The following is a 25,565-nucleotide window of genomic DNA, read 5'->3' as shown; positions in this document are numbered from 1 at the left end:
AGAGCTAACAAAAAAAGGCCTAAAACGGCCTTTTTAAAACGTTTTATTTAATTATGAAGACTTTTTCGCTTCAAGCGCAGCACTAAGCGCTGCCGCAGGTTGATATCCTGGGATCATAGTACCGTCTTCTAAGATAATGGCTGGTGTGCCGCTAATACCAAAACTTTGCCCTAACTGATAGTGCTCAGCGATTGGTGCAGCACAGCCTTGTACTGCCATTGTTTCAGCACCGGCTTTTGCCTCAGTAAGTGCTGATTGTTGATCTTTGGCACACCAAACATTCATTAAATCAGCATAACCAGAACCTTGTAAGCCACCACGTGGGAACGCTAAATACTTAACCGTAATACCCGCTTCAAGCAAGTCGTCCAGTTCACGGTGTAACTTACGACAGTAACCACAGCTTATATCGGTAAAAACAGTAATGCTGTGTTTTTCATCTTTTGCTTTGTAGACAATCATTGATTCTTCGTAATCTGACAACCCTTCTTTGCGAACACCATTTAATGCTTGCTCGGTCAAATTACTGCGATTACTTAAATCAATTAATGTACCTTGCATTAAAAATTGACCATCAGGGCTTGCGTAAAGCACACCTTTATCAGTGATTAATTCTTTTAAACCAGCCACAGGGCTTGGATTTATGTGCTTTACAGTCACTCCAAGCTCTGCAAACTTAGTCACAATCGGGTCATTGGCATCAGGTACGGCTAATACACCATTTGCAAACGCACTTAAACTGGTGCCTAACATTGCACCGGCTAATACTAACTTTTTCATCATGTTCTCTATATCCTGATAATTCGTCTTTACTATGACCGCTATTGCACTAAAAAATTTCATTAAGCGCGCGGGTGATGCTGCTGATGTACCGATTTTAACCGTTCATTGGCAACATGGGTATAAATTTGTGTAGTCGATAAATCGCTATGCCCTAACATCATTTGTACAACTCTCAGGTCTGCACCATGATTAAGTAAATGCGTTGCAAAAGCATGACGCAGCGTATGGGGTGATAAAGGCGACTCAACCGATGCCAAAATAGCATAGTGTTTAATCCGATGCCAAAAAGTTTGTCGCGTCATACCCACTCCGCGTTTAGACGGAAACACAAAATCGGTGGCATGCTTGATCATTTGCCCGCGGCCTACTTTTAAAAATTGCTCAAGCCAATACATTGCTTCTTCGCCCAAAGGCACTAAGCGTTCTTTATTGCCTTTACCTTTTACAAACACAACAGACTGGCGAAGGTTTATTTGCTCCATACGCAAACCTACCAGTTCACTTACCCGCAAGCCCGTTGCATATAAAAGCTCTAACATGGCTTTATCGCGCAGCCCCATTGGCTCATCTGTATTGGGTGCTGCTAGCAACGCTTCAACTTCATTTTCTGAAAGTGTTTTTGGCAGCGATTGCCCCGCTTTGGGTTGCGCAATATTTACCATAGGTGATTCGGTTAAATACTTTTCGCGCACTAAATACTGATAAAAGCGTTTTAAGGCACTAATGCTTCGCGCTGTACTTCGTGGCTTTAAACCTAAATCAACTCGATGGGCTAAATAACTTTCAATGTCTAAGGCGGATACTGTGAGTAAATCTTGCCCTTCAAGAAATAAACAAAATTTATCTAAGTCACTGCGATACGCTGATAAGGTATTATCACTGACATGCTGTTCAAGGTAGAGATTGTCTAAAAACGATTCTAAATAATCGATATTAGTTAATACCTCATTATCAGAGTCATTAAGTGTTTCTAATGGCTTGTTTTTGTTTAACGATGTCACAGTTATTCCCATGTAATCAAGGTATCAATTAGTAATACCTTACGGTAAACTTGAGCCTATCATATCAAGCAAACACACAGTGATAAATACGATGCAAATTGGTTTATTTTATGGCTCTACAACTTGCTATACGGAAATAGCAGCAGAAAAAATCCGCGATATCATTGGGCAAGACATTGTTAGCTTACATAACATCAAAGATGAGCCACTAAAAAATGCAGAGAATTACGACTTTATCATCTTTGGTATTTCAACATGGGACTTTGGTGAGCTACAAGAAGATTGGGAATCAATCTGGGATGACATCAAAGACGTTAATCTAACAGGAAAAACTATCGCCTTATTTGGCATGGGTGACCAACAAGGTTACGGCCAATGGTTTCAAGATGCCCTTGGTATGCTACATGATGAAATCAGCAGTCAAGAATTTACCTTGCTAGGTTTATGGCCAAATGATGCCAACTATGAATTTGAAGCATCAAAAGCACTCACCCCTGACGGCAAAAACTTTGTTGGTCTCGCCCTTGATGAAGACAGTCAATACGAGCACAGTGATGAGCGAATTGCCAATTGGGTTGAGCAAATAATGACTGAATACAGCGAGACTTTGTAACAGTCAAAAGTATTTCAAACTCTTAGAGTGCTGGGAGCTGAAAAAAGGGGGAGCCCCCCCTTAATTACGATATTTCCTAATGTGTAACATCCTTATTAAACAGTGACGTTTACTACTGTAAACGCCATAAATAAATCGCCTTTAAGGCTAATCTGGCACATCGTTGGTTACTTTGAACACAACATCGCCTACCTTTAAATGATTATAACTCGGTTTTTCTACTTCGACTTTGCCTGCGTCTAATAAAGTTTTTAGTAGCTTTATTTGCGCTGGGTTATCCGTATTCATGTATTTTTGTTGCCACTCACCGTCTCTTTCAAACCAAAGCTTAGCCTCTGTAAAGTGATTAGTTTCATCAATAAATACATACTCTAGCTTTTCGTCGTTATTCAAATCAATTGCAATAAAATAAAAAGAGTGGCTGTTCAAAGGTGCCCAGTTGCTAAAATGCACCGTATCGAAGATAGACTCGATTAAATCATCTGGAACCGCTTCTTGCTGCGGCCAAAATACACTGTGCGCAATAAACTCTGAGAGTGTTTCAAGCTCTTTGACAGTCTCAAAATCAGGGTTTAAGTACATTCGCTCAATGATTGCTACTTGCTCTGGGTGCGAGTTTTGTATTTTCGCTTTCAGATCTTGCATTGCAAGGTAACCTTGGCGCCCCAGATTTGATGCAAAGTAATTATAATCAAACTCTTTAAGTGTGACTTTTCCATCATTTAAGCGCGCAATCTGGCTATCACTCGCGATACGTTGAAAATTTAAAATGGGGGAATTTACCAACAGCATACTTACTAGCACAATGAGGCCCATGACAATATTGACCTTGTTTTGCACCTCGAGCCACGCATCTCGTTTTTTAATAATACCCACTAAATAGCCAAACGAAAAACACGCCAGTAAAAAGCACATTAAAATGGCCCAGCATCTGGCAACACTTAAACCATATTGGTCAACACGTAGCCACAGCCCATAAGACGCAATTAAGCTATAAATAGGTAATAACCCAACACCTATAATAATTAACCTGTGCAAAACAATACTATAAGGACGCTGCAAAGACGCTTGCTGATATACTGTATTTACAAAAAAGAGTGTTAGCAATTGCAGCCATAAAACCAACGAAGTGCCACTGCCTGTTTGCCATAATTTTTCAAGCCCAGCAAAGGGTAAAGTCGCTAAAAAGCCCAAAGAAACAATAGTTAAAACAGGCAGTAAAAACTTAATTAGAACTTGCAGTAATGTGGCTATGTTTTGCTCTACATTTAACAAGCTTCTAAATACAATACTCGCAAAAGCAAACGCTAAGGTAATTGTAGGGATCCAAAACCATTCTTTTCTTAATAGCGCTGTGAAAAACTCAATGTCCAGCGCATCAAATAAGGCAGCGCCTAAATTCAAAATGCCCCAGAAGATTAATACAAATAACCAGCATTCGATGAATAAAAGAAAATTTTGCCATGACAGTTTAAACAACTGAGTATAATGAATCGCCTCTTTATCTATAAACTGCTGGATATACATTAAGGCTTTAAAGCTTGCGACCAAGGAGGTAATCACAAAAGTAGCGGTTAGCAAATCATTATCGACCAGCGCTAACGGGTAATGTTCAGACCCAATGTATCCACCTAACAGTGACAACAATAAGCAAAAAGGCAGCAAGTAAATAAGTAACTTTTTAATATTACCTTGTTCTACTGCGAGTAATGTCAGTAAAGGAAAACTGATTACAAATGTAGCCAAAGAGGTAAACCAAATCGGGTCTGAGGCGGGCCATGTTGCCCCTTCAAGACTGCGATATAGCAGTGTTAAAGCAACCCCTTGCAACACTGCTAACAGTATCATGAATGATTTAGGTAATTGATTATCCATATCTATCTACTTAGAGTCATTTTTGTCAGTGCGCGCTATTTGTACCTATTCTTCAATAAAGCTTACATCTTTAAGTAAAAGTCTTTACATAGGTTAACGAAATCATCACTGTACTGACCGCCTTTATTATGAATAATTAAGTGCTGAGGTTTGTAATCAACCTCTTGGTAGCCAAAGCACATTAAGCTACGCGTTGCAGGCTTAGTTTTTTTAGTTTGTACTAAACAATGATGCTGCAAATAAAGCCCTTGTGATAATGCATCAGCTATAAACAATTTCGCCTCTTCGCAGGGCAATATCACATTAAAAAGCGCACTGGCATTTGCTAGGCGCTTAAATGCAGCAATTAACTGGGTAAAACTTAAACCATCTGTATGGCGTGCTGTGTTTCGCCCTGCATCATCCCCTTTTAAGCTATTGTTAAAATAAGGCGGGTTACTAATTACCATATCAAATGGCGCATCGGCTTCAAATTCTTGGATACGTTGGTGATGCAGTGCAATATCGGGCCACGGGCTTTGTGCAATATTTTGCTTAGCTTGATGATAAGCGGCCTCATCAATTTCGACGGCTGTGATGGCTAAGTCCACAGCTCGCTGTTTACACATCAAAGCCAATAACCCTGTGCCTGTACCTATATCGAGCGCTCGTTGGCCGTTAGTTAATTTCGCCCAGGCCCCCAATAAAATGCCATCGGTCGAGACCTTCATAGCGCACTGGTCATGCTCAACTTTAAATTGTTTAAACACAAACCCTGACATTTTTTCACCTTTTCATTCACCAACCGCTGTATAGCGCGTATAATTATCTGCATTGTCCTCTATTTTTGACACTCTATGCAATTTTCTGATTTTGATATCGATAACAAGTTACTAAACGCCGTCGCTAAAATGGGTTATGAAACCCCAACCAGCATTCAGCAACAAGCTATTCCTGAAGCGCTGCAAGGGCGTGATATTTTAGCATCTGCGCCAACGGGTACAGGTAAAACCGCTGCATTTTTAATTCCAGCAATTCAATACTTATTGGATTTCCCGCGCCGCGAACCTGGCTTTGCGCGAGTGTTAATTATGACACCAACCCGCGAGCTTGCTTATCAAATTCATGAACAATGTGAGTTACTTGCCAAACAAACACACTTAAAAATAGGTGTGGTTACAGGCGGTATAAATTACGGCACACATAAAGAAATTTTTGAAAAAAACAACGATATTCTTATCGCTACGCCTGGGCGTTTGATGGAATATTTAGAAACCGAAAATTTTCATGCTGAAAATGTTGAGATGCTTATTTTAGATGAAGCAGACCGCATGCTCGACATGGGCTTTCGTAAAGAAATGATGCGTATCTGTGAAGAAGCTAAAAACCGCCGTCAGTGCTTTTTATTCTCAGCAACACTTGAAGGCGACAGTGTTGAGAGATTTGCAGAACAAATATTAAATGACCCAGCACTGCTTGAGGCAGAATCATCGCGTAAAGAAAAAGCCAAAATCCACCAGTGGGTGCATTTAGCTGATGACTATCACCACAAGCTAGAGCTATTAGTGAATACCTTAAATGCACCCGATGTCACCAAAGCTATTGTGTTTGTAAAAACCCGTGAGCGTCTTGAAACCTTAATTGGTGAACTAACTAACAACGGTGTAAAAGCCGCGTGGTTGCGCGGTGAAATGCCACAAGACAAGCGCATGAAAGCGATGGAAAACTTCCACAGTGGACGCACTAAAATTTTAGTTGCAACCGATGTTGCTGCCCGTGGTATTGATGTTGCTGACATTAGCCATGTAATAAACTTTGATATGCCGCGTACTGCCGACGTGTATGTTCACCGTATTGGTCGTACAGGCCGCGCAGGCAAAAAAGGCATCGCGATTTCACTCGTTGAAGCACATGATATTGCTGTTTTATCTAAAGTTGAACGTTACACTGAGCAAAAGCTAAAACGCCGTGTAATCAAAGGGATTGAGCCGCAGCATAAAGAAGCGAAAATGCCGATTAAAAAAGTGAAAGACCCAGCTAAAATTAAAGCACGCAAAAAAGCAAAAACAAAAGTGAAGAAAAAGAAATAGTAATTTAGGGTCTGTTGACCTTTCAAGATTATTAAAAAAGCCGAGCCTCATTAAACTGAGCCTCGGCTTTTTACTTTTTAACCTGAACTCTGGTTACTTAGTGTTATTGGCATACGCCTAAGTCTTTCCATACAGCCCATGCTGATGAATTATCCGCAGGATTCGCACCTTGAGTCCACCACTTCGCACTGTAACGGCGGCCATCAAATGCAACTTCTTGACCTTGGTTATAAACAGCTGATGCAGACCACACAGCCAGATCATTACAGCCATTAGGCGGTGTCACGGCGTCACTCACCGTAATGGTTTTTGTTAAGCTATGGTTTAGTCCTTGTGCGTCACTTACCGTCAGCTTAACTTTGTAGCTACCAGCGGCTTGATATGTATGCGCTGGGGTTTTAGTGTTTGCAGCATTGCCATCACCAAAGGTCCAATTATATGCAGTCACAGCAACATCATCAGTTGAAGCATTAGTAAAATTCACTGCCAAGCCATTTACACTAAAATCAAAATTCGCTTTAGGCGCTTGATTAACTGTGCCTCCACCGGTTTTACAGTCACCTTGGCGAGACCATACATTTGAAAATACTGCTGGGCTTGCACCTGTTGACCACCAAGTCGCTTTGTACTTAGCTTGATTAAATTCAACTAAATCACCAATGCGGTATGCTTTGCTGGCATTCCATGCTGCAATACCATCACATTCACCGCCAACCACCGATGTTACTTTAACGGTTTGACTACGTTGATTTGTTTGACCTGCCGTATCAGTCACTTCTAGCGTAACTGAATAGTTACCATCAACAGCATAGGTATGAATGGGGTTTTCACTGGTGGCTGAGTTACCATCACCAAAGTTCCAATAGTAACCACTTATGCCTTTATCATCAGTTGAAGCGTTAGAAAATGTAACTTGTTTATCATTCACCGCCGCGCTAAAACGTGCCACAGGTGCATTATCCACACCACTCCCCCCACCACACTCTGATTGAGCTAAATAGTCATAGGCATCTTTCGCCTTAACAATACCAAAACCATACGAAGTATCACGTCCAGGTGCACCTTTATCTTGCGCAGTGGCATTTAATGCATCACGAATCTGTTGATTCGAACACTGTGGAAAGTGGCTCCACACCAATGCTGCAACACCTGATACATGTGGGGTTGCCATTGACGTACCACTAATGCTTTTATATCCGCCATTGTTCCACGTTGAGTTAGTGCCGACCCCCGGTGCTGCTATTTCTACCTGTGCGTTGTATTGCGAGAAAGACGCTTTAGTGCCATTACGATCAACTGCAGCCACCGATACAACCTCATTGTATGATGCTGGGTAACTTAGTGAGCTGTTCGCATCATTACCTGCTGCCGCTATGTGCAACATACCTTGGGCATAACTGCTAGCAAAAGCTTGGCGCTCTGCATTCGATGACTGAGGGCCACCTAGACTCATGCTAGTTACAGTCGCACCAGCACTTTGGCATTGACCAATTGCAGCAACAAGATCTGAGCCGTAAGCCCAGCGACCTTGATCGTTAAATACTTTAACGATATGCAACCCTAATTGACCCGATGAGTTAACCCCAATCACACCTTGACCATTGCCTCCGAGAGCAGCGATAGTACCGGCAACATGCGTACCATGGCCATTACCATCGTTATACCAGTTACCTGTGTTGTTAGCGCCATAACCATCACTGCCAGTCACACCAGTGTTAGGTAAATCAGGATGATTTAACGTGTAACCAGTATCCATAATACACACCTTCTGATTCCCTGTAAGGTTGTCAGAAAGCTGTGCTGCTTGCACCATGGTGATTCCATAAGGCGTCGATTCAGCCATCAAATAGCGCTTAGGATCCACTTCGATATTCACTACATCAGCACTTTGCTCCAAACGTGATTTTTGTTCAGCTGTTAATACCACGGCCATGGCATTAATGTCAGGTAATGCTTGAATAACCTCAACGCTCGCGTTCGTTGCAATGTTATTCATTAAACTGCGTTTCATGTCGTTCACTTGCGCTTGGCTGCGCGCAAATGTTGTGTGTACTGCTGTTGTTTTTTCTGACAAATGTACAATAAATCGTTCTGACTCAATTTGTTCAGCCATTGCCGCTGGCACTGTAGATAGTAAAACCGCACTCGCTAAAGCAGAGATTTTAAAGCTAGGTAGTTTAGACACGCTCATTTTTAAATTCCTTGGATGTTAAATTTAATGACTGTAAATTAACATTTAATTCACAACCCCTTTATAGAAACACGCAAAGACAACGCTGTCAACAAAGCTTTTATGATGGAATACCTGTTATTTTTTTGTCTTGCATCAAGTAACAAGCCAGATAAAACAATGAGTTGAATTTTAACCGCTTAATTTTCAGTCAGTTAAATACCAAAATTAACATTAAAAACAGTGTAAATAAAAAGTTAAAATACTTGTATCGATAAAGAATTCCAAACCTACCTATGAAACACTGAGCTTTTTACCCAGTAAAGTGTAAAAACTACGTACCTTAATTTTAGCATGTGAATTAAAAGCTTTAATTTCAGCAACTTAAACTTGGCTTAGAACTTGTATTGAATGGAATAAGATTAACTAAATAAGTTGAGGGAACTATGAACCGCTTTAAATTAACAGTATCACTTATATCTTTTTGTTGTATTTTTTTACTCGCTTGTACCACGAAAGTAATGGCCGCACCTAGCAACATTATGATCAGCAGTGCAACCACGCAACCAACGCTACAACAACTTGCTGTTAATAAATTAAGCACCAACCCTAACTTGCATTTATCTCAGTTAAACGTCGTTATCACAAAAGATAAAATTGAATTAAATGGCTTTGCCCGTAATGGCTTTGAACGCGCCCTTGCACAAAAGTTTTTAGAAAACACCCAAGGCATTAAAATTATTGAAAATAAAATAAGAATAAAAGCCACACAATAATACATAACTTATTACGCACCCTCCCCTTCAGAGCGTCATTGGCGCTCTTTTTTATATCCTCAATTTCATAAGTGTTACCAAGCATTAAGTTTATTCGACTTCTATATGGCAATATATTCAATCACACTTCTTTCGCTGTAGTTTACGAACCTCACACTCTGCCATCACTTGTTTCTTTTGGGCTTCACTTAAACTTCGCCAACTAAGTATTTCTTCGAGCGTTCTAAAGCAACCTATGCACGTATCATCAGCATCAAGGCAGCAGCGACTGATACAAGGAGTACTTGGCTCATTTAGGAATCTTTTAACCATATATATACTCCGTATCAAAATAGATTACTTTAACTGTAGATAGCTTTTATAAAGCTGCCAGCAAAAGTACTGCTTTTAAAGCTGTGTAAATTAGTCATACTTACTCGTAAAAAATACAAAAAACGCGTGTTATTTAACACGCGTTTTTACATTACAGTTAGCTCTTTGGGGTATTAATCATCCTTTTGTTTATCGCTGATCATGGCATCGAGCTTTTCATCACCTTTGATACCAAAATCCAAAGTTCGAATTGGGAATGGAATACTTAGAAACCGAAAATTTTCATACTAAAATGTTGAGATGCTTATTTTAGATGAAGCAGACCGCATACTCGACATGGGCTTTCGTAAAGAAATGATGCTCATCTGCGAAGAAGCTAAAACGCCGTGTATATAAAGGATTAGAGCCAAAACATAAAGAAGCTAAGCCACCAGTTAAAAAGCGTAAAGATCCAGTAAAAATGAAAACGAAGAAAAAATAGCTTTAGCTTTAATACATTGATTGAGCCGACGTTTGTCAGCTTTTTTGTGGCTTATAAACACTAAGGATAGAGTTATGAGTCGCATTAAATTTACTATCGGTTTTATTTCGTTTTGTTGTTTATTTTTATTAGTCTCTGCTTTTAAAGTTAGTGCAGCAAAGCATTTAGCAGTAGTGAGTTATGTGGCCACACAACCTAATTTACAACAATCTATTACTCATGAGTTACGTACTAATCCAAATTTAGAATTAGAAAATTTAAACGTACAAGTAAATAATGGTGACGTTGAACTCAAAGGCAAAGCTAATAACGGTTTTTAACTTACTCTAGCACAAAAGTTTTTAGAAAATATGGATGGGGTTAAACGCATTAAAAATTATATTGCTATTATTTAAGAGTTAATTCTCGTAGGTTAAATTTTTATCAAGCGCGAAGAGTACATAAACACGCTGCGTTTTTTATTGAGAAAATAAATACCTGCATAAAAATAAATTTAATGGTGGCTTACACAAAGAAGTGCTGCTCAGCTGGTGATGTGAAAACGCGCTGCGAGTGGGAAGTTATTTCCCTCTCAGTTTATTTACTTTGTATGAACTATAATTGCCCTTACTGTTAGCCGTTCCAGCTTCAGTTTATTCATCACTAACAACAACTTATTACATTAATGCTCTATTTTTGTTATAAATAAAAAGTTGGTTTATGCGACGTCTACTTTGTATAAATATTCGAATTAAAATCCAAGTACTTTATAACCAATTTCGATGCCCCATGAACTCGGTCTATCTTTGCCTAAAAAAAGCGATGGCTTAATAAACAAAATGCCATTTCCTCCAAATGCAGGTCCAATAACGCGTCCCATAGTTACTGCTAAACTAGCGAATTTTTTATTATTTTCCCAATCAAAATTAAATGCGGGATCAATGGTCATTAAATTCCGAGGGTCTGTAAATTTAGGAACGTAATAAAAATCAAAAGTTGTCATATTAACATCACTGCGCAATTTATCACCTGAGAGACTGTTACTTTGCACAAATGCTGGGGCAAATACTCCCCCATTTTTGAGAAAAAGCGCGTAGATAAACGTCCCCTTAAATACGTTTTTCCCTGTACCTAGTTCTGGCCGACTAGCCGTATCAAATATTATCTCTCCCTGCGCAACAAAGCCATGTTTACGCGTCAATCCGAAAACTTGGGCAACCTGCACAGCAACGTCACCCAGTGCGTAACCATCACTACCAAAGCCATCAATCGACGTTATAGGTGCCTGTAAGCGTATGCTGTAGTCTTTATTTTCCCCTAGCGGTTGGGTATAACTTAGCCGCAAGGTATTACTATCTATACCGCCATTTAAAGCTAACTGTTCGTACTTTGCTTCGGCTATTTTAGAAAATTTAGTCGGATCTGTTCCGTTATCAACAACAGCCGCATCGGCTGCAAAAACGTGTTTAATAAGCAGTATGGACAACAATATAGAGGTACCAATTAACTTTAAACTTAATTTCATCAGGGTCATTGAATCGTTAATCCTTTCGCTACTAAAGACATTTTGTAAAAACTAAATATTCTCATTTTTAAAAATCACTTTGCCTTCTTTAATTGTTTTAAGGACTCGAATATCTTTAATCGCATCAGCGTCAACTTTTAAAGGATTTTTATCCAAAATAACTAAATCAGCTAATTTGCCTGTTGTAATGGTACCTTTGGATGCCTCTTCACCGTATTGCAATGCTGCGTTTATGGTTATGGCTTGTAGTGCTTCGTAAGGCGTTATGCGTTGTCCCTCACCAATAACTTGACCACCACGAGATATACGGTTAACAGCCGACCAAACAACAAACATTTGATCCAACGGTGCTACAACAAAATCGGTATGATTGGTAGGTACTATGCCCATATCTATCGCGTCACGCATGGGGCTGATATACATAGCTTGCTCGGTACCACGATTGGCAATATGAGCCTCGGAAAAATAGTAAGTATGTAAGGTATAAAATGAAGGTCTCATTTTATATTTTACGTATTTTTCAAGCTGCTCTTTACGCACAAATTGAGAGTGTATGATGGTAACCTTTCTATCCTTAGTTAGATCGTTTGCCGCAATTGCTTCGTGAGATTGCAAAAGCATATCAATCGCGCCATCGCCATTAGCGTGGTAATTAAGCGGTACACCTAAGTCATAAACCTTTTTCAACATTTTCTGTAGTGTGACAGAATCAAATGTTGGCTCGCCTTGCCAATTTTCTTCACCACTCGGACCACCTGTTAAGTAGGGTGTTGAAAAATAAGCGGTCTTTCCTTGTGGTGATCCATCCGCAGTAATTTTCGCACCACCAATTTTTAATCTGTCTGAGTATTTACCCCAAGTAGATACTGGATTGTCAGCTAAAACTTCATCCAGGTCTGTGATAAATGGGTAAGCGATAATATCAATAATATTCGCGCCTGCTTTAGCTGCACGCTGCATTACTTTAAGATCTTTGGCATGCGTTACACCTTCATGAGCTGTTGTAATACCCGCTGCGGCATACAACATTTGCCCTGCGCGGGACCACTCAATTTCTTGTTCTTGGGTGGGTGCTGGTAAGGATGCAAATATTGGCAGGAATGCTGTTTCCATTATCAAGCCACAGGGCTGATTAGTGCCTTCTTTACGAACAATAATGCCACCCGCTGGTGTTTCGGTTGAAGCGTCTATGCCCCATTTTTTAAGTGCTGGTGTATTCAATACTGCCCCATGCATGGATACATGACCAACCAATACTGGATTATTTGGAAAAGCGGCATCTAGATCGTCACAATCCAGTAATTGTCCTTTTGGCATTTCATTGTCATCATAGCCATAAGCTTGGATTAATTCACCATCAGCAATATTATTAGCCACTTTAAAGTTTTTTAGTTCCTCAATAATACTTTGTGCGTTGTTCCCTGGGCCAGCTGGTGGCGGGAAAACATTAACCTGGTTTGCCACACTCAAAGAGCTATAATAATGACTATGGGGGTCTAAAAACGCAGGTAAAAGCGTGCTTCCTTTTAAATCAATCAGTTCAGCTTTATTACCAGCGGCATGCTTTGCTTGTGTTTCAGAGCCGACAAAAATGACTTTGCCTCCTGCTACAACTATTGCCTCAGCATATGAAGGCTGAGCACTCTCCATCGTTAATATATCGCCATTAAAATATATACTGGGATTTTCTGCTTGATTGGATAGGCTATGGTGCTGTTCTTTTTTTTCACAGCCAGATAACAAACTACATAGAATAAAGCTAGCCAAGACAACTTTCGCTTTAAAGCTGTGCTGGCTGATTTGATTAAACTGTGTTTTCACGAGTGAACTCCCTTCAAATAATATAAATACTTGTAACGAGTCTTTAGAGTTACTCGTTTTAATTTATTTTCATCGCTATAATAACCATAGCCACGTTTCTATTTTATTCAAACGTTTAATAATTAACTTTTCATTTGCTAGTGTCATTTTTAGGTGACGTTACAACATTGTTTCTGACCAGTTTATCAGCAGTAATATTCGTGTTGTGCAAAGAGCAATGAGTGAAGCGTTAACAAAAAGACATGATGGCTAAGCCTGTGAGGAATACACAAAAGAAATTTAAAGCAAATCGAACATTCGGATAGACAGCTACTTACACTATTTATTTTGGGCTTTTTTGCGATTTTGGCATGCATTAAGAATTTGCTGTTTTTCTTCAGAGCTGGCACTGTGCCAAGCCAAGATTTCATCAAGGGTTCTAAAGCAACCAATACATATATCATTTTTATCTAAACAACAATGCGAATACATACGCTACTTGGTTCTCCATTGCTCGCTTTAATATTATTCATTGATTGTAACCTTCGACTTTTATAATTAGACACTAGCTTTAGTTTTAGCCCGTGTCTTATGATTGTAGTTTATAATCAACTAGCAACAACTTTACTATGACCTAAGCAATTAATTGTGCTGATGCTTTACCATAAGTATTACCACGTGTAAATTAGCACTATTGGCAGGTAAATATTACCTGTTAGTACAATAAGCCTAAAGCCATTTATTATTCTGAGTTCAGGCACTTTTCACTGATCATGGCATCGAGCTTTTCACCCCCTTTGATACCAAAATCCAAAGTTCGAATTGGGAATGGAATACTTATATCAGCCTCTCCTAATGCTTGTTTTACAGCGACAATTGCTTTGTGTCTAACTGTCATAAAGTCAGCTTCACCAGGGTATTTTATCCAAAACCAAAGTAATAAATTCACACTGCTATCACCGAATCCAGATGCATAAACAGCAGTTTCATCTTGTTTTATTACAAAGTCGAACTCGTTAATCTTTTTAACAATAACTTCAGCGGCGTGTTCTGGGTCATCACCGTATGAAATCCCGACAGGTACCTCTATACGCCTAACCCCCAACGTACTGTAATTAAGTAAAACATTGCGAAACAATATTTTGTTAGGCACTAAATTTAATTGCCCATAAAAATTCTCAACTAAGGTATTACGTAAGTTAATTGCTTTTACTGTGCCAAACACATCATCAGTCTTGATTACATCCCCAGTTTTAAAGGGCTTACGTATCCCCATTGCAATACCTGCAATCAAGTTTTCGGTCATATCTTGAAATGCAAAACCAATAGCTAAGCCAACAATACCGGCACCTGCAAGTAAAGACGTAACCGTGCCTTTGAGTCCTACAAAATCCAGCGCAACAAACAAACCTACGCACAAGATAATCATCTTAAAAATAGAGGCCATTAAATCTGCTATTTGATTTGAGTCCAATGAGCGACGTAATAAATTGCGCATCATAGACCCTAAAAAGCGGGCCAAAATAGAAAAGATAATCGCGATGATGACTGCGACTATAAAATTAGGAATATGACTGATTACAATATCAACCCACCCCCCAAGCTTCTCTTCGATGAGTTTCTCTGCTTCACTGATTGACGGTATTTTTAGCATGCCTAAGTCCTGAAAGTTCTTTAATAATAATTAGGTGATTGCAAAATAAGCGCCAAAAATGAAAAAACCACGCAATAGCGTGGTTTTAAATTAATATCGTCATTAAAGCTAACTTTGCTCGTCGCGTAAAAATACAGGTTCAAGCTCTTTTTGTGTTGCCTCTTCACTGAAGTAGTAACCATCAACGGTAAACTCTTTGAGCTGGCTTAATTGCGTTACTTTATTTTCAATGATGTAGCGTGCCATTAAACCTCGCGCCTTTTTAGCGTAAAAGCTAATTATTTTATATTGGCCATTTTTGCAGTCTTTAAAATGTGGCGTGATGATTTGTGTGTTTAAGGTTTTTTTATCAACCGCTTTAAAGTACTCATTAGACGCAAGGTTAACTAAGTACTGGCTATCTTGCTCAGCTAAAACTGTATTTAGTTTTTGCGCAATAACACTGCCCCAAAACTCATATAAGTTTTTACCGCGAGTATTTTCAAGCTTAGTGCCCATTTCTAAACGGTACGCTTGCATTAAATCTAACGGCTTTAATAGGCCATATAGTCCGGACAATATACGTAAGTGGCTTTGTGCATAATCAAGCTCGCCTTCATTTAAAGTACCAGCGTCTAAGCCGCCGTATACATCACCATTGAAAGCCAGTACAGCTTGTTTAGCGTTACCAGTGGTAAATGGTTGCGACCATTCGCTAAAACGCGCTGCGTTTAGCCCTGAGAGCTTATCGCTAATTTTCATTAAGCTACCAATTTGTGCCGGTGTTAGTTTACGGCATACTTTCATAAGCTCTTCGCTGTGCTCGAGTAATTCAGGCTGAGTGAACTTATCGGTTGCCGGTGGCGTGTCGTAATCAAGATTTTTTGCAGGTGAAATAACAGTGATCATAGTTAGCTATTGACTTGTAAATTATTTAATGTCAATTTCAACATTAAATGAAACGAAAAGCACGTTTTGTTTAAATAAATCCTCCCTTAAAAAATTCATACGCCGCCGTTTTTTAATTGATAAGGACATAAGACCTATCAAGCATTGTCACACTGTTGCAGTATGAACAAAGTATATTAAGGGTGTAGATTTTCTTTTAACTTGCTTGGAATGAGGAAAGCAAATGACTTCAGCTCTACAAAGGCTAAAACAACATTCATCTATTGTAGCCGACACTGGCGATATTGAAGCGATCAAAAAGCATCAACCAGAAGATGCCACCACAAACCCATCGCTTTTATTAAAAGCGAGCGAGATTGAAGCTTATAAACCTTATTTAGATAAAGCGTGGAGCTATGCAAAAGAAACCGAGCAAGATGCCGCTCAACAACTTGAGTTAGCATGTGATTACTTTGCCGTATTACTTGGTAAGGAAATCAGCGAAATTGTACCAGGTTATATCTCTACTGAAGTAGATGCGCGCCTTTCGTTTGACACCCAAGCAACAATTAATAAAGCACACACTTTACTTAGCTTGTATGAAAAAGAAGGTGTGAGCAAAGATAAAATTTTAATTAAAGTCGCTTCTACATGGGAAGGTATTAAAGCCGCTGAGCAATTAGAAAAAGAAGGCACTAAATGTAACCTTACTTTATTGTTTAGCGACGCCCAAGCCCGCGCATGTGCCGATGCAAACGTATTTTTAATCTCGCCGTTCGTGGGCCGTATTTTAGATTGGCACGTTGCTAATGGCATGGAAAAACCAACAGATCCATTGCAAGATCCAGGTGTGCAATCTGTGCGTAGCATTTTTGAATTTTACAAACGCCATGATTATAAAACCGTAGTTATGGGCGCAAGCTTCCGTAACACCGGCGAAATTATTGCCCTAACAGGTTGTGATAAGCTTACTATTAGCCCTAACCTTTTAGAAGATTTAGGCAACCTTGAAGGTGCACAAGAATACTTGCTTGAAAGTGATATTCCTAAAGAGCCAAAACCTGAGCCCCTAACAGAAACGCAATTCCGTTGGTTACATAACCAAGATGCCATGGCGACTGAAAAGTTAGCTGAAGGAATTCGCTCATTTGCTGATGCTCAGGAACAGCTAGAAGCCCGTTTTAAAGCAATGTAATTAATTACCATGTAAGTGAATAAATACTTACTTTAAAAAATGCCACCTTTGTGGCGTTTTTTTATTTTTTAAATTAATTTAATTAATATAGGCATCACATTACTGTAACATTAATGTCACTTTTTTATTCTATTTTAGTTAGGCCTGTGGTATAGGTATTTCCGAGGTTCAAAATTCAATAGGAGAAGTTCATGGATAGCCTAGATGATATTTTAGAAATATTAGAAGGTCCTAGTACAACAAAAAAGACCTCTCAAAAAAATAAAAAGAGAAAATGGCGTGAGATCGAAGCATTGAAAGATAAGCAACGTTTACGCAAAGAACTACAGGAGTTAGACTATTTTGCAGACGATATTGCAGTTGATGAGTTAGACTTTTAATATTAATAAAGGCCGCATGCTTTATAGCTAACGGCCTTTTTTAATTCTTACACTTGCCAGTTAATAGCGGCTTTACCTTGCTGCTCAAGTAACTTATTCGTTTTAGAAAAGTGCTGACAGCCAAAAAAGCCCCGATGTGCTGAAAGCGGTGATGGGTGTGGGCCATTTAACACAAAGTGCTTGGCAGCATCTATGCCTTTGCCCTTCTTTTGCGCATGCGCGCCCCACAAAATAAACACCACACCAGTGGTATGATTATTAATATGATTAATCACGTTATCGGTAAATTGCTCCCACCCTAAATGCTTATGAGAGTGCGCTTGCCCTTGTTCCACTGTCAGTACGGTATTTAATAAAAATACGCCTTGCTTAGCCCAGCTTTGCAAGTGACCATGTTGCGGTACTGTGAAACCTGTAATATCAGTGGCGAGCTCTTTATAGATATTTTTCAGTGATGGTGGCAGTTTAGTTACTTCTGGCAGAACTGAAAAACACAACCCATGAGCTTGTCCTTCACCGTGGTATGGGTCTTGCCCTAAAATAACCACTTTAATATCGTCAAGCTCAGTTGCTTCAAAGGCACTAAAAACCTGCTGCTCTGGTGGGTAGACTGCAATTCCTTCACTACGCCTTTGAGCAACATAGGCAAGCGTGTCTTGCATATAAGATTTGGCGCACTCGGTTTGTAGAAATGTTTGCCACTGACTCATTGTACATCCTTTAAAACGGCTCTTGTTTGGTCTATTTTATCACAGAGTTCATCTAGCCCATCAAGCATGCGGGTAGTGAATCTGTGTAGTAAATCTGCATTTACTTGAATAAATTGATTATGCTTCACTGCAGGCACTTCAGGCCATTGCTGCCAATCAATAACCGGCTGTTTAGTTTTTGATTTTTCTTCTGGAAGAATAATCACCTCAGGCTTAGCAACGATAACGTTTTCAATACTTATAAGCGGATAGTCGGTGCGGCTATTGGCAAACACGTTACTGCCATGGCAAATCTCAATAAGTTGATTAATCCAAGTATTTTTACTCACCGTCATCATCGGCTCTGGCCATAATTGATAAAACACAGCAACACTGGCTTTGCCTTGTTGTTTGGCTTTAATAGCGCCTAGCTGTTGCTGAAATTCATGCGCGGCAAGTTCTGCCGCCTTTTCGCGGCCAGTTAACTTACCTAGTCGTAGCAGCTCCTGTGGCACTTCATCGACTTCATTGGCTTCACTGTACAAGACCTTAACACCCATACGTTCTATCAAGGCTAAATCGTTTGCTTTACTGCCTGTTTTCCATGCCAGAACCAAATCAGGTTTAAGCGCTAACAGCTTTTCAATTTGAATCCCTTGATGGCCCCCTAAACGGGGGATTGCGTTCGCCGACTTTGGAAAGTCAGCATACTCAACTGTTCCCACTATTTGCTCGCCGGCGCCAATGGTATAAAGGTTTTCAACGATATGCGGAGCAAGGGCTACGATTCTTAGTTGTTGCTTATTAGGTTTAGCCAAAAGCTTGGTACTTACCAAGCCTAGTACAACAAATAATGCGAGCCTTAATACCCACATTAGTAATCAAACCCTATTTGCGCTTTTACGCCTGCGTCAAATGCGTGTTTAACATTACGCACTTCGCTTACAGTGTCTGCAAGATCTGTTAATTTACGGTGTGCGCCACGCCCTGTTACTATCAATGACTGCATCGGCGGACGATTGGCTATGACCTCTAGCGCTTCTTCTAAATCAATGTAGCCATAAGTGATCATGTAAGTTATTTCATCAAGTAAAACCAGGTTAATTGATTCGTCGTTTAACATACGTTTTGCTTCTTGCCATGTAGCTTGAGCGGCAGCGGTATCCGACTCTTTATTTTGTGTTTCCCAAGTAAATCCGGTGTTCATAATGGCAAATTCAACGCCCGCACCTTGTAATAAGTTGCGCTCACCACACGGCCATGTGCCTTTTATAAATTGGCACACAGCGGCTTTCATTCCATGGCCAACACAGCGAGTTACTGTGCCAAACCCTGAGGTAGACTTGCCTTTGCCATTGCCAGTGATCACCTGAAAAATGCCTTTTTCTGTTTGCGCCGCAGCAATACGCTCGTCCACTTTGTCTTTTACTTTTTGTTGGCGCTGTTGGTGTTTGTCGTTATTTGTATCGCTCATCTGCTTGCTCCTTACCAGCTTTGGTAAATTTTAGTAATTTGTGGAATATCTAAATGTTGTTTGCACATATCTGCCAAACGCGTTAGTTGCTGCTCACGATGTGTGTTTATATCTATTTGTTGCTCAATATCACTGTTTGGTAGCACCCAGTCGAGTATTAATTGGCTTGCTGCACTGCTATCAAATAGGCCATGTAAGTAAGTGCCTGCTATGCTGTTATCTTCTGATATAAAACCATCATGAGTCACATTTTGCGGGTGTGTGGTAAATTTTAGTAAAGGCTGTTCAAGTGCAGGGCCACGGCTTTGTCCTGCGTGAATTTCATACCCTGTTACTTGGGCTTCACCGCCATTTAAGTGGATAACAGCCGATGCTTGCGTCAGTACTTTTTCAACACCTAATTGAGTAGTAAAATCACCCAGCGCTAACCCTTTACAATGCTGGGTGCTTGACTCCACCCCCGCTGTGTCGTAAATATCGGTGCCTAACATTTGCAAGCCGCCGCAAATACCCAGCACTTTTCCGCCATAGCGAAGGTGGCGCTTAATTTGCTCCTCCCAGCCTTCATTTTTTAAAAAGGCTAAATCACTGATCACATTTTTACTGCCCGGGATAATAATTAGATCAACATTGGGAATAGGCTGTGTGTGGCGCACGTAATTTATATCTATTTGTGGGTTTAACCGCAGCGCATCAAAGTCGGTATGATTACTAATATGCGGCAACAATAACACCGCAATGCTGACTTTGGCTTGCGTTACTGTGTTATCAATAGCAACCGCGTCTTCCGCATCTAAGGCCAGATCATGCAAATAAGGTAATACGCCAAGCACGGGTTTGCCCGTGTACTCTTCGAGCCAATCAAGGCCACCTTGAAGCAGTGCAATATCGCCACGAAAACGATTGATGACAAAGCCTTGTACTCGCGCTTGCTCTGACTCGCTCAGCAATGCCAAGGTCCCCACTAAGTGCGCAAATACCCCGCCTTTATCAATATCGGCAATAATAATGACTGGGCAATCCACCGCTTCAGCGTAACCCATATTAGCAATATCGCCTGCACGTAGGTTGATTTCTGCGGGGCTCCCTGCGCCTTCCACAACCAGTAGTTCAAACTCTTGACTTAATCTTTTTTGTGAGGTGAGCACAGCATCCATCGCGACTTTTTTATAATCGTGATAAGCACCCGCTTCCATATTACTAATTGCTTTGCCATGAATGATCACTTGGGCACCCGTATCACTATTAGGTTTAAGCAGTACCGGATTAAAATCGATTCTTGGGGCAACCTTTGCCGCGATTGCTTGTAACGCTTGAGCACGGCCTATTTCGCCACCGTCTTCGGTTACTGCGCTATTAAGTGCCATGTTTTGTGGCTTAAACGGCGCAACACTTACACCTTGCTCGGCAAACACTCGGCACAAAGCTGCAACCAATGTACTTTTACCGGCATCTGATGTGGTGCCTTGGATCATTATTGTTTTCATTATTAGCTACTTTTTAAAGTGAGCGGCAAGCCTGCCATTATAAATTCAACCCGAGCAACCTCTGCAGCCATTGCCTGGTGTAACCAGCCTGACTGATCAACAAAGTCTCGGCTTAATTGCCCAAGCGGCACAATGCCATGCCCGACTTCGTTACTAACAAAAATAACCTGTCCTGGGAGCTCGCTCAGCACGCCAAGCAAGGCCTGTTTTTGCTGCGCCCAGCAGTTATCATCATGGCATAAACAGTTACTGAGCCACAGTGTAAGGCAATCAACTAAAATACAGTTATCAGCTTTGCTGTAGGCAAGTAAGGTGTCTGCAAGCGCTATTGGCTCTTCAATTAGCTGCCAGTGTGCTGGGCGCTGCTGCTGATGACGATGAATACGCGCTTGCATTTCATCATCATGGCTTTGTGCGGTAGCGATGTATATTACGGGTTTTTCAGTGCTTGCTGCTAATTGCTCAGCAAAGCGACTTTTACCACTGCGGGCACCACCGAGAATTAAGGTATGCTTAGCGTTCATTGAGCGCTACTCGTCATTATACTAATGAGGGATATATAAATACTCACCTCACTAAGTTGCTGCGCTGCCCCTAAGCAATCACCGGTATAACCGCCTAGTTGGCGTTTAAACCAATGCATAACCATCAAACGTACGAATACTAAAGTCAGGGTTATAATTACTAATGCCTGCCACGTGACAAGCTGGAAAATCAACGTAGCGGCAAATAAAAGTGCTGCCGTTAATAGTAAAGTGACTAAGCTGGTTTTAGATAAGTGCATAGCCAATGGTTTTACTTTTGCGCTGGCATCTTCGCTGACATAATCCATGCTAAAAATGATACTGGTCGCAACAACACGGCTTAAGCATTGCCCTGCAATGATAGCAAATAACAACACACCACTGTGTTCACTTAATATCACTAAACTTTGATATTTCAGCATCAATATAATAATAAGTGCCGCCGCGCCGTATGAACCTAAACGGCTGTCTTTCATAATATTAAGCTTTTGCGATACCTGCCAACCACCACCAAAACCATCCCATACATCAGCCCAGCCATCTTCATGAAATGCGCTTGTGATGAGTAAGCTAAGTGCCATTACTAACAGCACACATATTGATACAGGTAATATAAATTGCAGGCAGTAAAACAACAAAGCATGTACTAAACCAAGCCCTAAACCTACTAACGCAAAGTAGCGGCTGGCTTGATTTAAGTGCTGAGATGTTACCTCAAAACGAAGCTTTACCGGGATGCGGGTTAAAAAGCTAACCGCTAATTGGAGCAATTGCCATTGCGTGATACGTGCTTGTGCTTGGATCATCACTCACACCACATCATCTACAGCCGCGTCGGCGAAACTTGCCATTTTATTATAAAAACCCAGTGCACTTTGTAACAAGGGTAAGCTTAATGCGGCGCCAGTACCTTCGCCTAAACGCAAATCGAGTTGCTGCAAAGGCCTAATTTTTAAATGGGCCAACATTTTGCTATGACCTTGCTCGTTTGAGCTATGCGTAAATATTAAATAGGCTTTTACATTGGGGTTAATTGCAATCGCAACTAAAGCTGCAGCGGTACAAATAAAGCCATCAACCAGCACTGCCATTTGTTGCTCTGCGCCACTGAGCATAGCCCCGACAATATGCACTATTTCAAAGCCACCAACAGCTGCAAGTAATGTGATTGGATCATCTAGCTGAGTTTTGTGTAACAGCAGTGCTTGCTCCACAACCTTTACTTTGCGTGCAATCACCTCATCGCTTACGCCGGTACCTTTACCCACGCATTCGCTGGCAGGGAGTTTTAGCATCGCCGCCATAATCGCGGCTGCACTAGTGGTATTACCTATGCCCATCTCACCTAAGGCTAGAGTATTACAGCCATTCTTGCTCAGCTCTAATACTAGTTGTTTTGCATTACTAAACCCTTGCTGTACCTGATCGATACTCATAGCCATGTGTTGATTCAGCGGCTCGGTTATATCCCCTAAACGGCAATCACGAATACCCGCATTAGGTAGTTTAGTTAAAGTACCGCAATCAACCACTTCTAGCTGCCAGCCTAGCTGATTGCAAAACACATTAATTGCCGCGCCACCCGCAGCAAAATTAGCGACCATTTGTGCAGTAACTTCACTAGGGGCAATTGACACTCCTTGCGCTGCAACACCATGGTCGCCGGCAAACACAATTAATGTGGGCTGATTTATCGCTGGTTGAAAATCTAAAAACGCACTTTGTGTAGTAATACCTTGGCTAAAAATACTCACCAATTGCAGTGCAAGTGGTTCAAGTAAACCCAGTGCCCCTAGCGGTTTAGTTTTTTGATTTATTTTATCGCTGATCAGCGTATCAAATTGCGTGTTGAGTGCTTTAATAGAATGCATTATTGATACACCTTTTTACGAAAGCATAGTAAAGATAAAAAGAACACACTGCCGATAGCTGAGGTGATCACCCCGATTGGTAGCTCTTGGTTGCTCATCACAATACGCGAGAGCACATCTACCCAGACCATAAATGTACCGCCAACGAGTGCAGTCATCGCAAGGCCTGTTAAGGTTCCTTGAGATACAAAAAATCGCACTATGTGTGGGATCATTAAGCCTACAAATCCAATTCCACCGCATAATGCGACTAGCACTGCAGTGATCAATGAACTTAACAGCAACATTAATAAGCGAAAGCGCTGCACAGGAATACCCAAGGTCGCGGCGCTTTCATCACCCAACAACATGGCATTGAGTTGACGCCTAAAACTCATTAATAAAACCATACAGCTGATGATGACTAAAGCTGGCAACCAAAGAGCTTGCCATTGCGCTCCTGCAAAGCTACCTAAGGTCCAAAATAAAATTGCGGTGATAGCTTGTGGATCGCTAAAATAAAGCAGCAGACTAGTGAACGCACTAAATAAAAATGACAATGCAACCCCTGCTAATAACATGGTTTCAACCTGAGCTGAGCCTCTACGCCCTGCAACAAATATCAATAAGCACATGGTCAACATGCTACCCACAAAGGCAGCTAGCGACATTGAAAATCCAGCACTGATACCAGTGAAGGTAATAAAACACACCACCCCAAATGAAGCCCCAGATGAAATACCAAATAAATAAGGATCAGCTAATGGATTACGAGTCACAGTTTGCAAAATAAGCCCTGCAATTGCGAGTCCTGAGCCAGCCAGGAAAGCTAATAAAGTACGCGGAAAACGTAACTGCCAAATGATCCGCTCCATGAACGAGTCACTTCCTTGGCCAAACCACTGACCAATTACACTGTGGTACACATCAATAAACTTACTGGGGGCAGCACCAAAGCTCAACGCTGCAAAAATACTCAGTACGCTTAATACAATGGTGAATAGTAATGCTAGGTTATTTTTCAGTGGCATGCTGCGCTCCTGATTGATAACCATAGAAATACGTTATATGCGGAATGGATTGCGCTTTACTTTGCGGATGCGCAGTAACTTGCGCGCAGACACCAAATACATCGCTCAGCATGCTCTCTGTTATGACCTGCTCCGGTGTGCCAGAAGCCACTATTTCGCCGTGATCTATAACTAATAGTTCATCACACAAGCTGGCCGCCAAATTTAAATCATGAAACGACGCCAACACGGTTACCCCGAGTGATTTAGCTAATTCCATTAATTGAATTTGATATTTTACATCAAGGTGGCTGGTAGGCTCATCCATGATCAAAAGCTGCGGCCTTTGCACTATGGCACGAGCAATTAAAGCTCGCTGTTTTTCACCACCAGAGAGCGAATCAAATGTTTGGTTAGTGTGCTCAGTTAATCCTACTTGTTTTATCGCTTGGTGAATTAGCTGCTTATCACTTTGTGTAGTACCACTAAAAAGGCGTTTATGCGGGGTTAACCCTAGACTCACTACATCATACAAAGATAGGTTAAATTGTGAGGGGGTTTCTTGTAAAACCACGGCAACTTGCTTTGCAAAATTATCCGCACTTAATTGCCAAATATCATGCGAGCCAAGGAGCACTTGACCAGTGGTTGGTTTGTTAAACCGATACAGACAGCGCAATAAACTCGACTTACCCGCACCATTAGGCCCAAGTAATCCTATAAATTTACCTTGTTCAATGCTGATATTTATATTTTTTAAAATGGGTATATTAGCAACAGCCCAAGATAGTTTATTGACTGTAAGAAGTGGTATTGGTGTCTGCAATGTTAATCTCTGCTAGCACGCGCAAAACCCAATACAATAGACACACGCAAAATGCATGTGAAAAAAGTGAGTTTACCCGCTCAATGAATAAAATAAGTTATACGTATTTAGTATCTGACTTATCACGGTTGTGACTTACAGTTGCGGGAACAGTTGAGGACTTACACCTCATTCCTAAATACCCCCCTATTATGGGCGGGTGAGTTTATATTTCAATTAATATCT

The 25,565-nt window shown here is 40.7% G+C and carries 26 protein-coding genes, 1 pseudogene and 1 riboswitch; of the genes and pseudogenes, 7 read left to right on the top strand and 20 right to left on the bottom strand.

The window, feature by feature from the left end; all coding sequences use genetic code 11:
* Positions 1-51: 51 nt before the first annotated feature.
* Positions 52-780, bottom strand: coding sequence for a bifunctional protein-disulfide isomerase/oxidoreductase DsbC (gene dsbC, locus ACFI4Z_RS07095; protein ID WP_462670016.1), 729 nt, complete (start codon positions 778-780; stop codon positions 52-54).
* Positions 781-842: 62 nt separating this feature from the next.
* The gene (gene xerD / locus ACFI4Z_RS07090; RefSeq protein ID WP_462669970.1) at positions 843-1,796 is read right to left on the bottom strand and encodes a site-specific tyrosine recombinase XerD; all 954 of its coding nucleotides are present in this window, start codon (positions 1,794-1,796) and stop codon (positions 843-845) included.
* 79 nt (positions 1,797-1,875) lie between these two features.
* Here xerD and fldB point away from each other — a divergent pair, with 79 nt between their 5' ends.
* Positions 1,876-2,397: a flavodoxin FldB gene (fldB, locus tag ACFI4Z_RS07085; RefSeq protein ID WP_462669969.1), complete on the top strand. Its 522-nt coding sequence runs from the start codon at positions 1,876-1,878 to the stop codon at positions 2,395-2,397.
* A 147-nt stretch (positions 2,398-2,544) separates the two neighbouring features.
* Here fldB and ACFI4Z_RS07080 read toward each other — a convergent pair whose 3' ends face one another.
* Positions 2,545-4,272 carry a DUF4153 domain-containing protein gene (locus ACFI4Z_RS07080; RefSeq protein WP_462669968.1) on the bottom strand — a complete coding sequence of 576 codons (1,728 nt, stop codon included), beginning with the start codon at positions 4,270-4,272 and terminating at the stop codon, positions 2,545-2,547.
* A gap of 62 nt (positions 4,273-4,334) precedes the next feature.
* Complete coding sequence (locus ACFI4Z_RS07075) at positions 4,335-5,033, bottom strand: tRNA1(Val) (adenine(37)-N6)-methyltransferase (protein WP_462669967.1); 699 nt, start codon at positions 5,031-5,033, stop codon at positions 4,335-4,337.
* A gap of 75 nt (positions 5,034-5,108) precedes the next feature.
* Here ACFI4Z_RS07075 and srmB point away from each other — a divergent pair, with 75 nt between their 5' ends.
* Positions 5,109-6,341 carry an ATP-dependent RNA helicase SrmB gene (srmB, locus tag ACFI4Z_RS07070; RefSeq protein WP_099294859.1) on the top strand — a complete coding sequence of 411 codons (1,233 nt, stop codon included), beginning with the start codon at positions 5,109-5,111 and terminating at the stop codon, positions 6,339-6,341.
* 103 nt (positions 6,342-6,444) lie between these two features.
* Here srmB and ACFI4Z_RS07065 read toward each other — a convergent pair whose 3' ends face one another.
* On the bottom strand, positions 6,445-8,532 hold the full coding sequence (locus tag ACFI4Z_RS07065; RefSeq protein ID WP_462669966.1) for a S8 family serine peptidase: 2,088 nt from the start codon (positions 8,530-8,532) through the stop codon (positions 6,445-6,447).
* A 425-nt stretch (positions 8,533-8,957) separates the two neighbouring features.
* Between ACFI4Z_RS07065 and ACFI4Z_RS07060 the strand changes: the two genes are divergently transcribed.
* Positions 8,958-9,287 carry a BON domain-containing protein gene (locus tag ACFI4Z_RS07060; protein WP_394192258.1) on the top strand — a complete coding sequence of 110 codons (330 nt, stop codon included), beginning with the start codon at positions 8,958-8,960 and terminating at the stop codon, positions 9,285-9,287.
* 117 nt (positions 9,288-9,404) lie between these two features.
* On the opposite strand, the gene ACFI4Z_RS07055 is transcribed toward ACFI4Z_RS07060, so the two are convergent.
* Positions 9,405-9,599: a DUF1289 domain-containing protein gene (locus ACFI4Z_RS07055; RefSeq protein WP_462669965.1), complete on the bottom strand. Its 195-nt coding sequence runs from the start codon at positions 9,597-9,599 to the stop codon at positions 9,405-9,407.
* A gap of 256 nt (positions 9,600-9,855) precedes the next feature.
* On the opposite strand from ACFI4Z_RS07055, the pseudogene ACFI4Z_RS07050 reads away from it, so the two are divergent.
* Both ACFI4Z_RS07050 and ACFI4Z_RS07045 read left to right on the top strand, forming a co-directional pair.
* Positions 9,856-9,980: pseudogene (locus ACFI4Z_RS07050) on the top strand (DEAD/DEAH box helicase); the annotation flags it as partial.
* 174 nt (positions 9,981-10,154) lie between these two features.
* The gene (locus ACFI4Z_RS07045) at positions 10,155-10,400 is read left to right on the top strand and encodes a BON domain-containing protein (protein ID WP_462669964.1); all 246 of its coding nucleotides are present in this window, start codon (positions 10,155-10,157) and stop codon (positions 10,398-10,400) included.
* Positions 10,401-10,810: 410 nt separating this feature from the next.
* Here ACFI4Z_RS07045 and ACFI4Z_RS07040 read toward each other — a convergent pair whose 3' ends face one another.
* The 5 genes from ACFI4Z_RS07040 to yaaA all read right to left on the bottom strand — a co-directional run bounded on the left by ACFI4Z_RS07040 (position 10,811) and on the right by yaaA (position 15,926).
* On the bottom strand, positions 10,811-11,584 hold the full coding sequence (locus tag ACFI4Z_RS07040; protein WP_462669963.1) for a hypothetical protein: 774 nt from the start codon (positions 11,582-11,584) through the stop codon (positions 10,811-10,813).
* A gap of 51 nt (positions 11,585-11,635) precedes the next feature.
* Positions 11,636-13,405 (bottom strand): amidohydrolase, encoded by a 1,770-nt coding sequence (locus ACFI4Z_RS07035; RefSeq protein WP_462669962.1) that lies wholly within the window; start codon positions 13,403-13,405, stop codon positions 11,636-11,638.
* 318 nt (positions 13,406-13,723) lie between these two features.
* Entirely contained in the window at positions 13,724-13,876 is a 153-nt protein-coding gene (locus ACFI4Z_RS07030) for a DUF1289 domain-containing protein (RefSeq protein WP_462669961.1), read from the bottom strand.
* A 250-nt stretch (positions 13,877-14,126) separates the two neighbouring features.
* On the bottom strand, positions 14,127-15,038 hold the full coding sequence (locus tag ACFI4Z_RS07025) for a mechanosensitive ion channel family protein (protein WP_462669960.1): 912 nt from the start codon (positions 15,036-15,038) through the stop codon (positions 14,127-14,129).
* A 108-nt stretch (positions 15,039-15,146) separates the two neighbouring features.
* Positions 15,147-15,926: a peroxide stress protein YaaA gene (gene yaaA, locus ACFI4Z_RS07020; RefSeq protein ID WP_462669959.1), complete on the bottom strand. Its 780-nt coding sequence runs from the start codon at positions 15,924-15,926 to the stop codon at positions 15,147-15,149.
* A gap of 223 nt (positions 15,927-16,149) precedes the next feature.
* Here yaaA and tal point away from each other — a divergent pair, with 223 nt between their 5' ends.
* On the top strand, positions 16,150-17,100 hold the full coding sequence (gene tal, locus ACFI4Z_RS07015) for a transaldolase (protein ID WP_462669958.1): 951 nt from the start codon (positions 16,150-16,152) through the stop codon (positions 17,098-17,100).
* Between the two features lie 191 nt (positions 17,101-17,291).
* On the top strand, positions 17,292-17,480 hold the full coding sequence (locus tag ACFI4Z_RS07010) for a DUF3545 family protein (protein ID WP_099294866.1): 189 nt from the start codon (positions 17,292-17,294) through the stop codon (positions 17,478-17,480).
* A gap of 47 nt (positions 17,481-17,527) precedes the next feature.
* On the opposite strand, the gene ung is transcribed toward ACFI4Z_RS07010, so the two are convergent.
* The 9 genes from ung to ACFI4Z_RS06965 are packed head-to-tail and all read right to left on the bottom strand — an operon-like array spanning position 17,528 to position 25,340.
* Entirely contained in the window at positions 17,528-18,190 is a 663-nt protein-coding gene (gene ung, locus ACFI4Z_RS07005; RefSeq protein ID WP_462669957.1) for a uracil-DNA glycosylase, read from the bottom strand.
* On the bottom strand, positions 18,187-19,044 hold the full coding sequence (locus tag ACFI4Z_RS07000; RefSeq protein WP_462669956.1) for a cobalamin-binding protein: 858 nt from the start codon (positions 19,042-19,044) through the stop codon (positions 18,187-18,189). Before ACFI4Z_RS07000 ends, ung begins: the two co-directional genes overlap by 4 nt.
* Positions 19,044-19,643, bottom strand: coding sequence for a cob(I)yrinic acid a,c-diamide adenosyltransferase (gene cobO, locus ACFI4Z_RS06995; protein WP_462669955.1), 600 nt, complete (start codon positions 19,641-19,643; stop codon positions 19,044-19,046). Before cobO ends, ACFI4Z_RS07000 begins: the two co-directional genes overlap by 1 nt.
* 11 nt (positions 19,644-19,654) lie before the next feature.
* A complete protein-coding gene (locus ACFI4Z_RS06990; protein ID WP_462669954.1) occupies positions 19,655-21,130 on the bottom strand; it encodes a cobyric acid synthase in 1,476 nt (491 codons plus the stop codon).
* Positions 21,131-21,132: 2 nt separating this feature from the next.
* A complete protein-coding gene (cobU, locus tag ACFI4Z_RS06985) occupies positions 21,133-21,654 on the bottom strand; it encodes a bifunctional adenosylcobinamide kinase/adenosylcobinamide-phosphate guanylyltransferase (protein ID WP_462669953.1) in 522 nt (173 codons plus the stop codon).
* Positions 21,651-22,460, bottom strand: a complete 810-nt coding sequence (locus ACFI4Z_RS06980; RefSeq protein ID WP_462669952.1) for an adenosylcobinamide-GDP ribazoletransferase — start codon at positions 22,458-22,460, stop codon at positions 21,651-21,653. The genes cobU and ACFI4Z_RS06980 overlap by 4 nt, the downstream gene beginning before the upstream one ends.
* Positions 22,461-22,463: 3 nt before the next feature.
* Positions 22,464-23,525 (bottom strand): nicotinate-nucleotide--dimethylbenzimidazole phosphoribosyltransferase, encoded by a 1,062-nt coding sequence (gene cobT / locus ACFI4Z_RS06975; RefSeq protein ID WP_462669951.1) that lies wholly within the window; start codon positions 23,523-23,525, stop codon positions 22,464-22,466.
* A complete protein-coding gene (locus ACFI4Z_RS06970) occupies positions 23,525-24,535 on the bottom strand; it encodes a FecCD family ABC transporter permease (protein ID WP_462669950.1) in 1,011 nt (336 codons plus the stop codon). Before ACFI4Z_RS06970 ends, cobT begins: the two co-directional genes overlap by 1 nt.
* Positions 24,519-25,340, bottom strand: a complete 822-nt coding sequence (locus ACFI4Z_RS06965) for an ABC transporter ATP-binding protein (protein WP_462669949.1) — start codon at positions 25,338-25,340, stop codon at positions 24,519-24,521. Before ACFI4Z_RS06965 ends, ACFI4Z_RS06970 begins: the two co-directional genes overlap by 17 nt.
* Positions 25,341-25,432: 92 nt before the next feature.
* A riboswitch (cobalamin riboswitch) is annotated at positions 25,433-25,559 on the bottom strand.
* Between the last annotated feature and the right edge of the window lie 6 nt (positions 25,560-25,565).

This window comes from Pseudoalteromonas sp. RWi3, from assembly GCF_054960735.1.
This window is presented reverse-complemented; position numbering and strand designations above follow the sequence as displayed.

Excerpts from the sequence above, each read along its gene's own strand:
- dsbC (WP_462670016.1), bottom strand. The coding sequence starts at position 780 with ATGAAAAAGTTAGTATTAGCCGGTGCAATGTTAGGCACCAGTTTAAGT.
- xerD (WP_462669970.1), bottom strand. The coding sequence starts at position 1,796 with ATGGGAATAACTGTGACATCGTTAAACAAAAACAAGCCATTAGAAACA.
- fldB (WP_462669969.1), top strand. The coding sequence starts at position 1,876 with ATGCAAATTGGTTTATTTTATGGCTCTACAACTTGCTATACGGAAATA.
- ACFI4Z_RS07080 (WP_462669968.1), bottom strand. The coding sequence starts at position 4,272 with ATGGATAATCAATTACCTAAATCATTCATGATACTGTTAGCAGTGTTG.
- ACFI4Z_RS07075 (WP_462669967.1), bottom strand. The coding sequence starts at position 5,033 with ATGTCAGGGTTTGTGTTTAAACAATTTAAAGTTGAGCATGACCAGTGC.
- srmB (WP_099294859.1), top strand. The coding sequence starts at position 5,109 with ATGCAATTTTCTGATTTTGATATCGATAACAAGTTACTAAACGCCGTC.
- ACFI4Z_RS07065 (WP_462669966.1), bottom strand. The coding sequence starts at position 8,532 with ATGAGCGTGTCTAAACTACCTAGCTTTAAAATCTCTGCTTTAGCGAGT.
- ACFI4Z_RS07060 (WP_394192258.1), top strand. The coding sequence starts at position 8,958 with ATGAACCGCTTTAAATTAACAGTATCACTTATATCTTTTTGTTGTATT.
- ACFI4Z_RS07055 (WP_462669965.1), bottom strand. The coding sequence starts at position 9,599 with ATGGTTAAAAGATTCCTAAATGAGCCAAGTACTCCTTGTATCAGTCGC.
- ACFI4Z_RS07045 (WP_462669964.1), top strand. The coding sequence starts at position 10,155 with ATGAGTCGCATTAAATTTACTATCGGTTTTATTTCGTTTTGTTGTTTA.
- ACFI4Z_RS07040 (WP_462669963.1), bottom strand. The coding sequence starts at position 11,584 with ATGAAATTAAGTTTAAAGTTAATTGGTACCTCTATATTGTTGTCCATA.
- ACFI4Z_RS07030 (WP_462669961.1), bottom strand. The coding sequence starts at position 13,876 with ATGTATTCGCATTGTTGTTTAGATAAAAATGATATATGTATTGGTTGC.
- ACFI4Z_RS07025 (WP_462669960.1), bottom strand. The coding sequence starts at position 15,038 with ATGCTAAAAATACCGTCAATCAGTGAAGCAGAGAAACTCATCGAAGAG.
- yaaA (WP_462669959.1), bottom strand. The coding sequence starts at position 15,926 with ATGATCACTGTTATTTCACCTGCAAAAAATCTTGATTACGACACGCCA.
- tal (WP_462669958.1), top strand. The coding sequence starts at position 16,150 with ATGACTTCAGCTCTACAAAGGCTAAAACAACATTCATCTATTGTAGCC.
- ACFI4Z_RS07010 (WP_099294866.1), top strand. The coding sequence starts at position 17,292 with ATGGATAGCCTAGATGATATTTTAGAAATATTAGAAGGTCCTAGTACA.
- ung (WP_462669957.1), bottom strand. The coding sequence starts at position 18,190 with ATGAGTCAGTGGCAAACATTTCTACAAACCGAGTGCGCCAAATCTTAT.
- ACFI4Z_RS07000 (WP_462669956.1), bottom strand. The coding sequence starts at position 19,044 with ATGTGGGTATTAAGGCTCGCATTATTTGTTGTACTAGGCTTGGTAAGT.
- cobO (WP_462669955.1), bottom strand. The coding sequence starts at position 19,643 with ATGAGCGATACAAATAACGACAAACACCAACAGCGCCAACAAAAAGTA.
- ACFI4Z_RS06990 (WP_462669954.1), bottom strand. The coding sequence starts at position 21,130 with ATGAAAACAATAATGATCCAAGGCACCACATCAGATGCCGGTAAAAGT.
- cobU (WP_462669953.1), bottom strand. The coding sequence starts at position 21,654 with ATGAACGCTAAGCATACCTTAATTCTCGGTGGTGCCCGCAGTGGTAAA.
- ACFI4Z_RS06980 (WP_462669952.1), bottom strand. The coding sequence starts at position 22,460 with ATGATCCAAGCACAAGCACGTATCACGCAATGGCAATTGCTCCAATTA.
- cobT (WP_462669951.1), bottom strand. The coding sequence starts at position 23,525 with ATGCATTCTATTAAAGCACTCAACACGCAATTTGATACGCTGATCAGC.
- ACFI4Z_RS06970 (WP_462669950.1), bottom strand. The coding sequence starts at position 24,535 with ATGCCACTGAAAAATAACCTAGCATTACTATTCACCATTGTATTAAGC.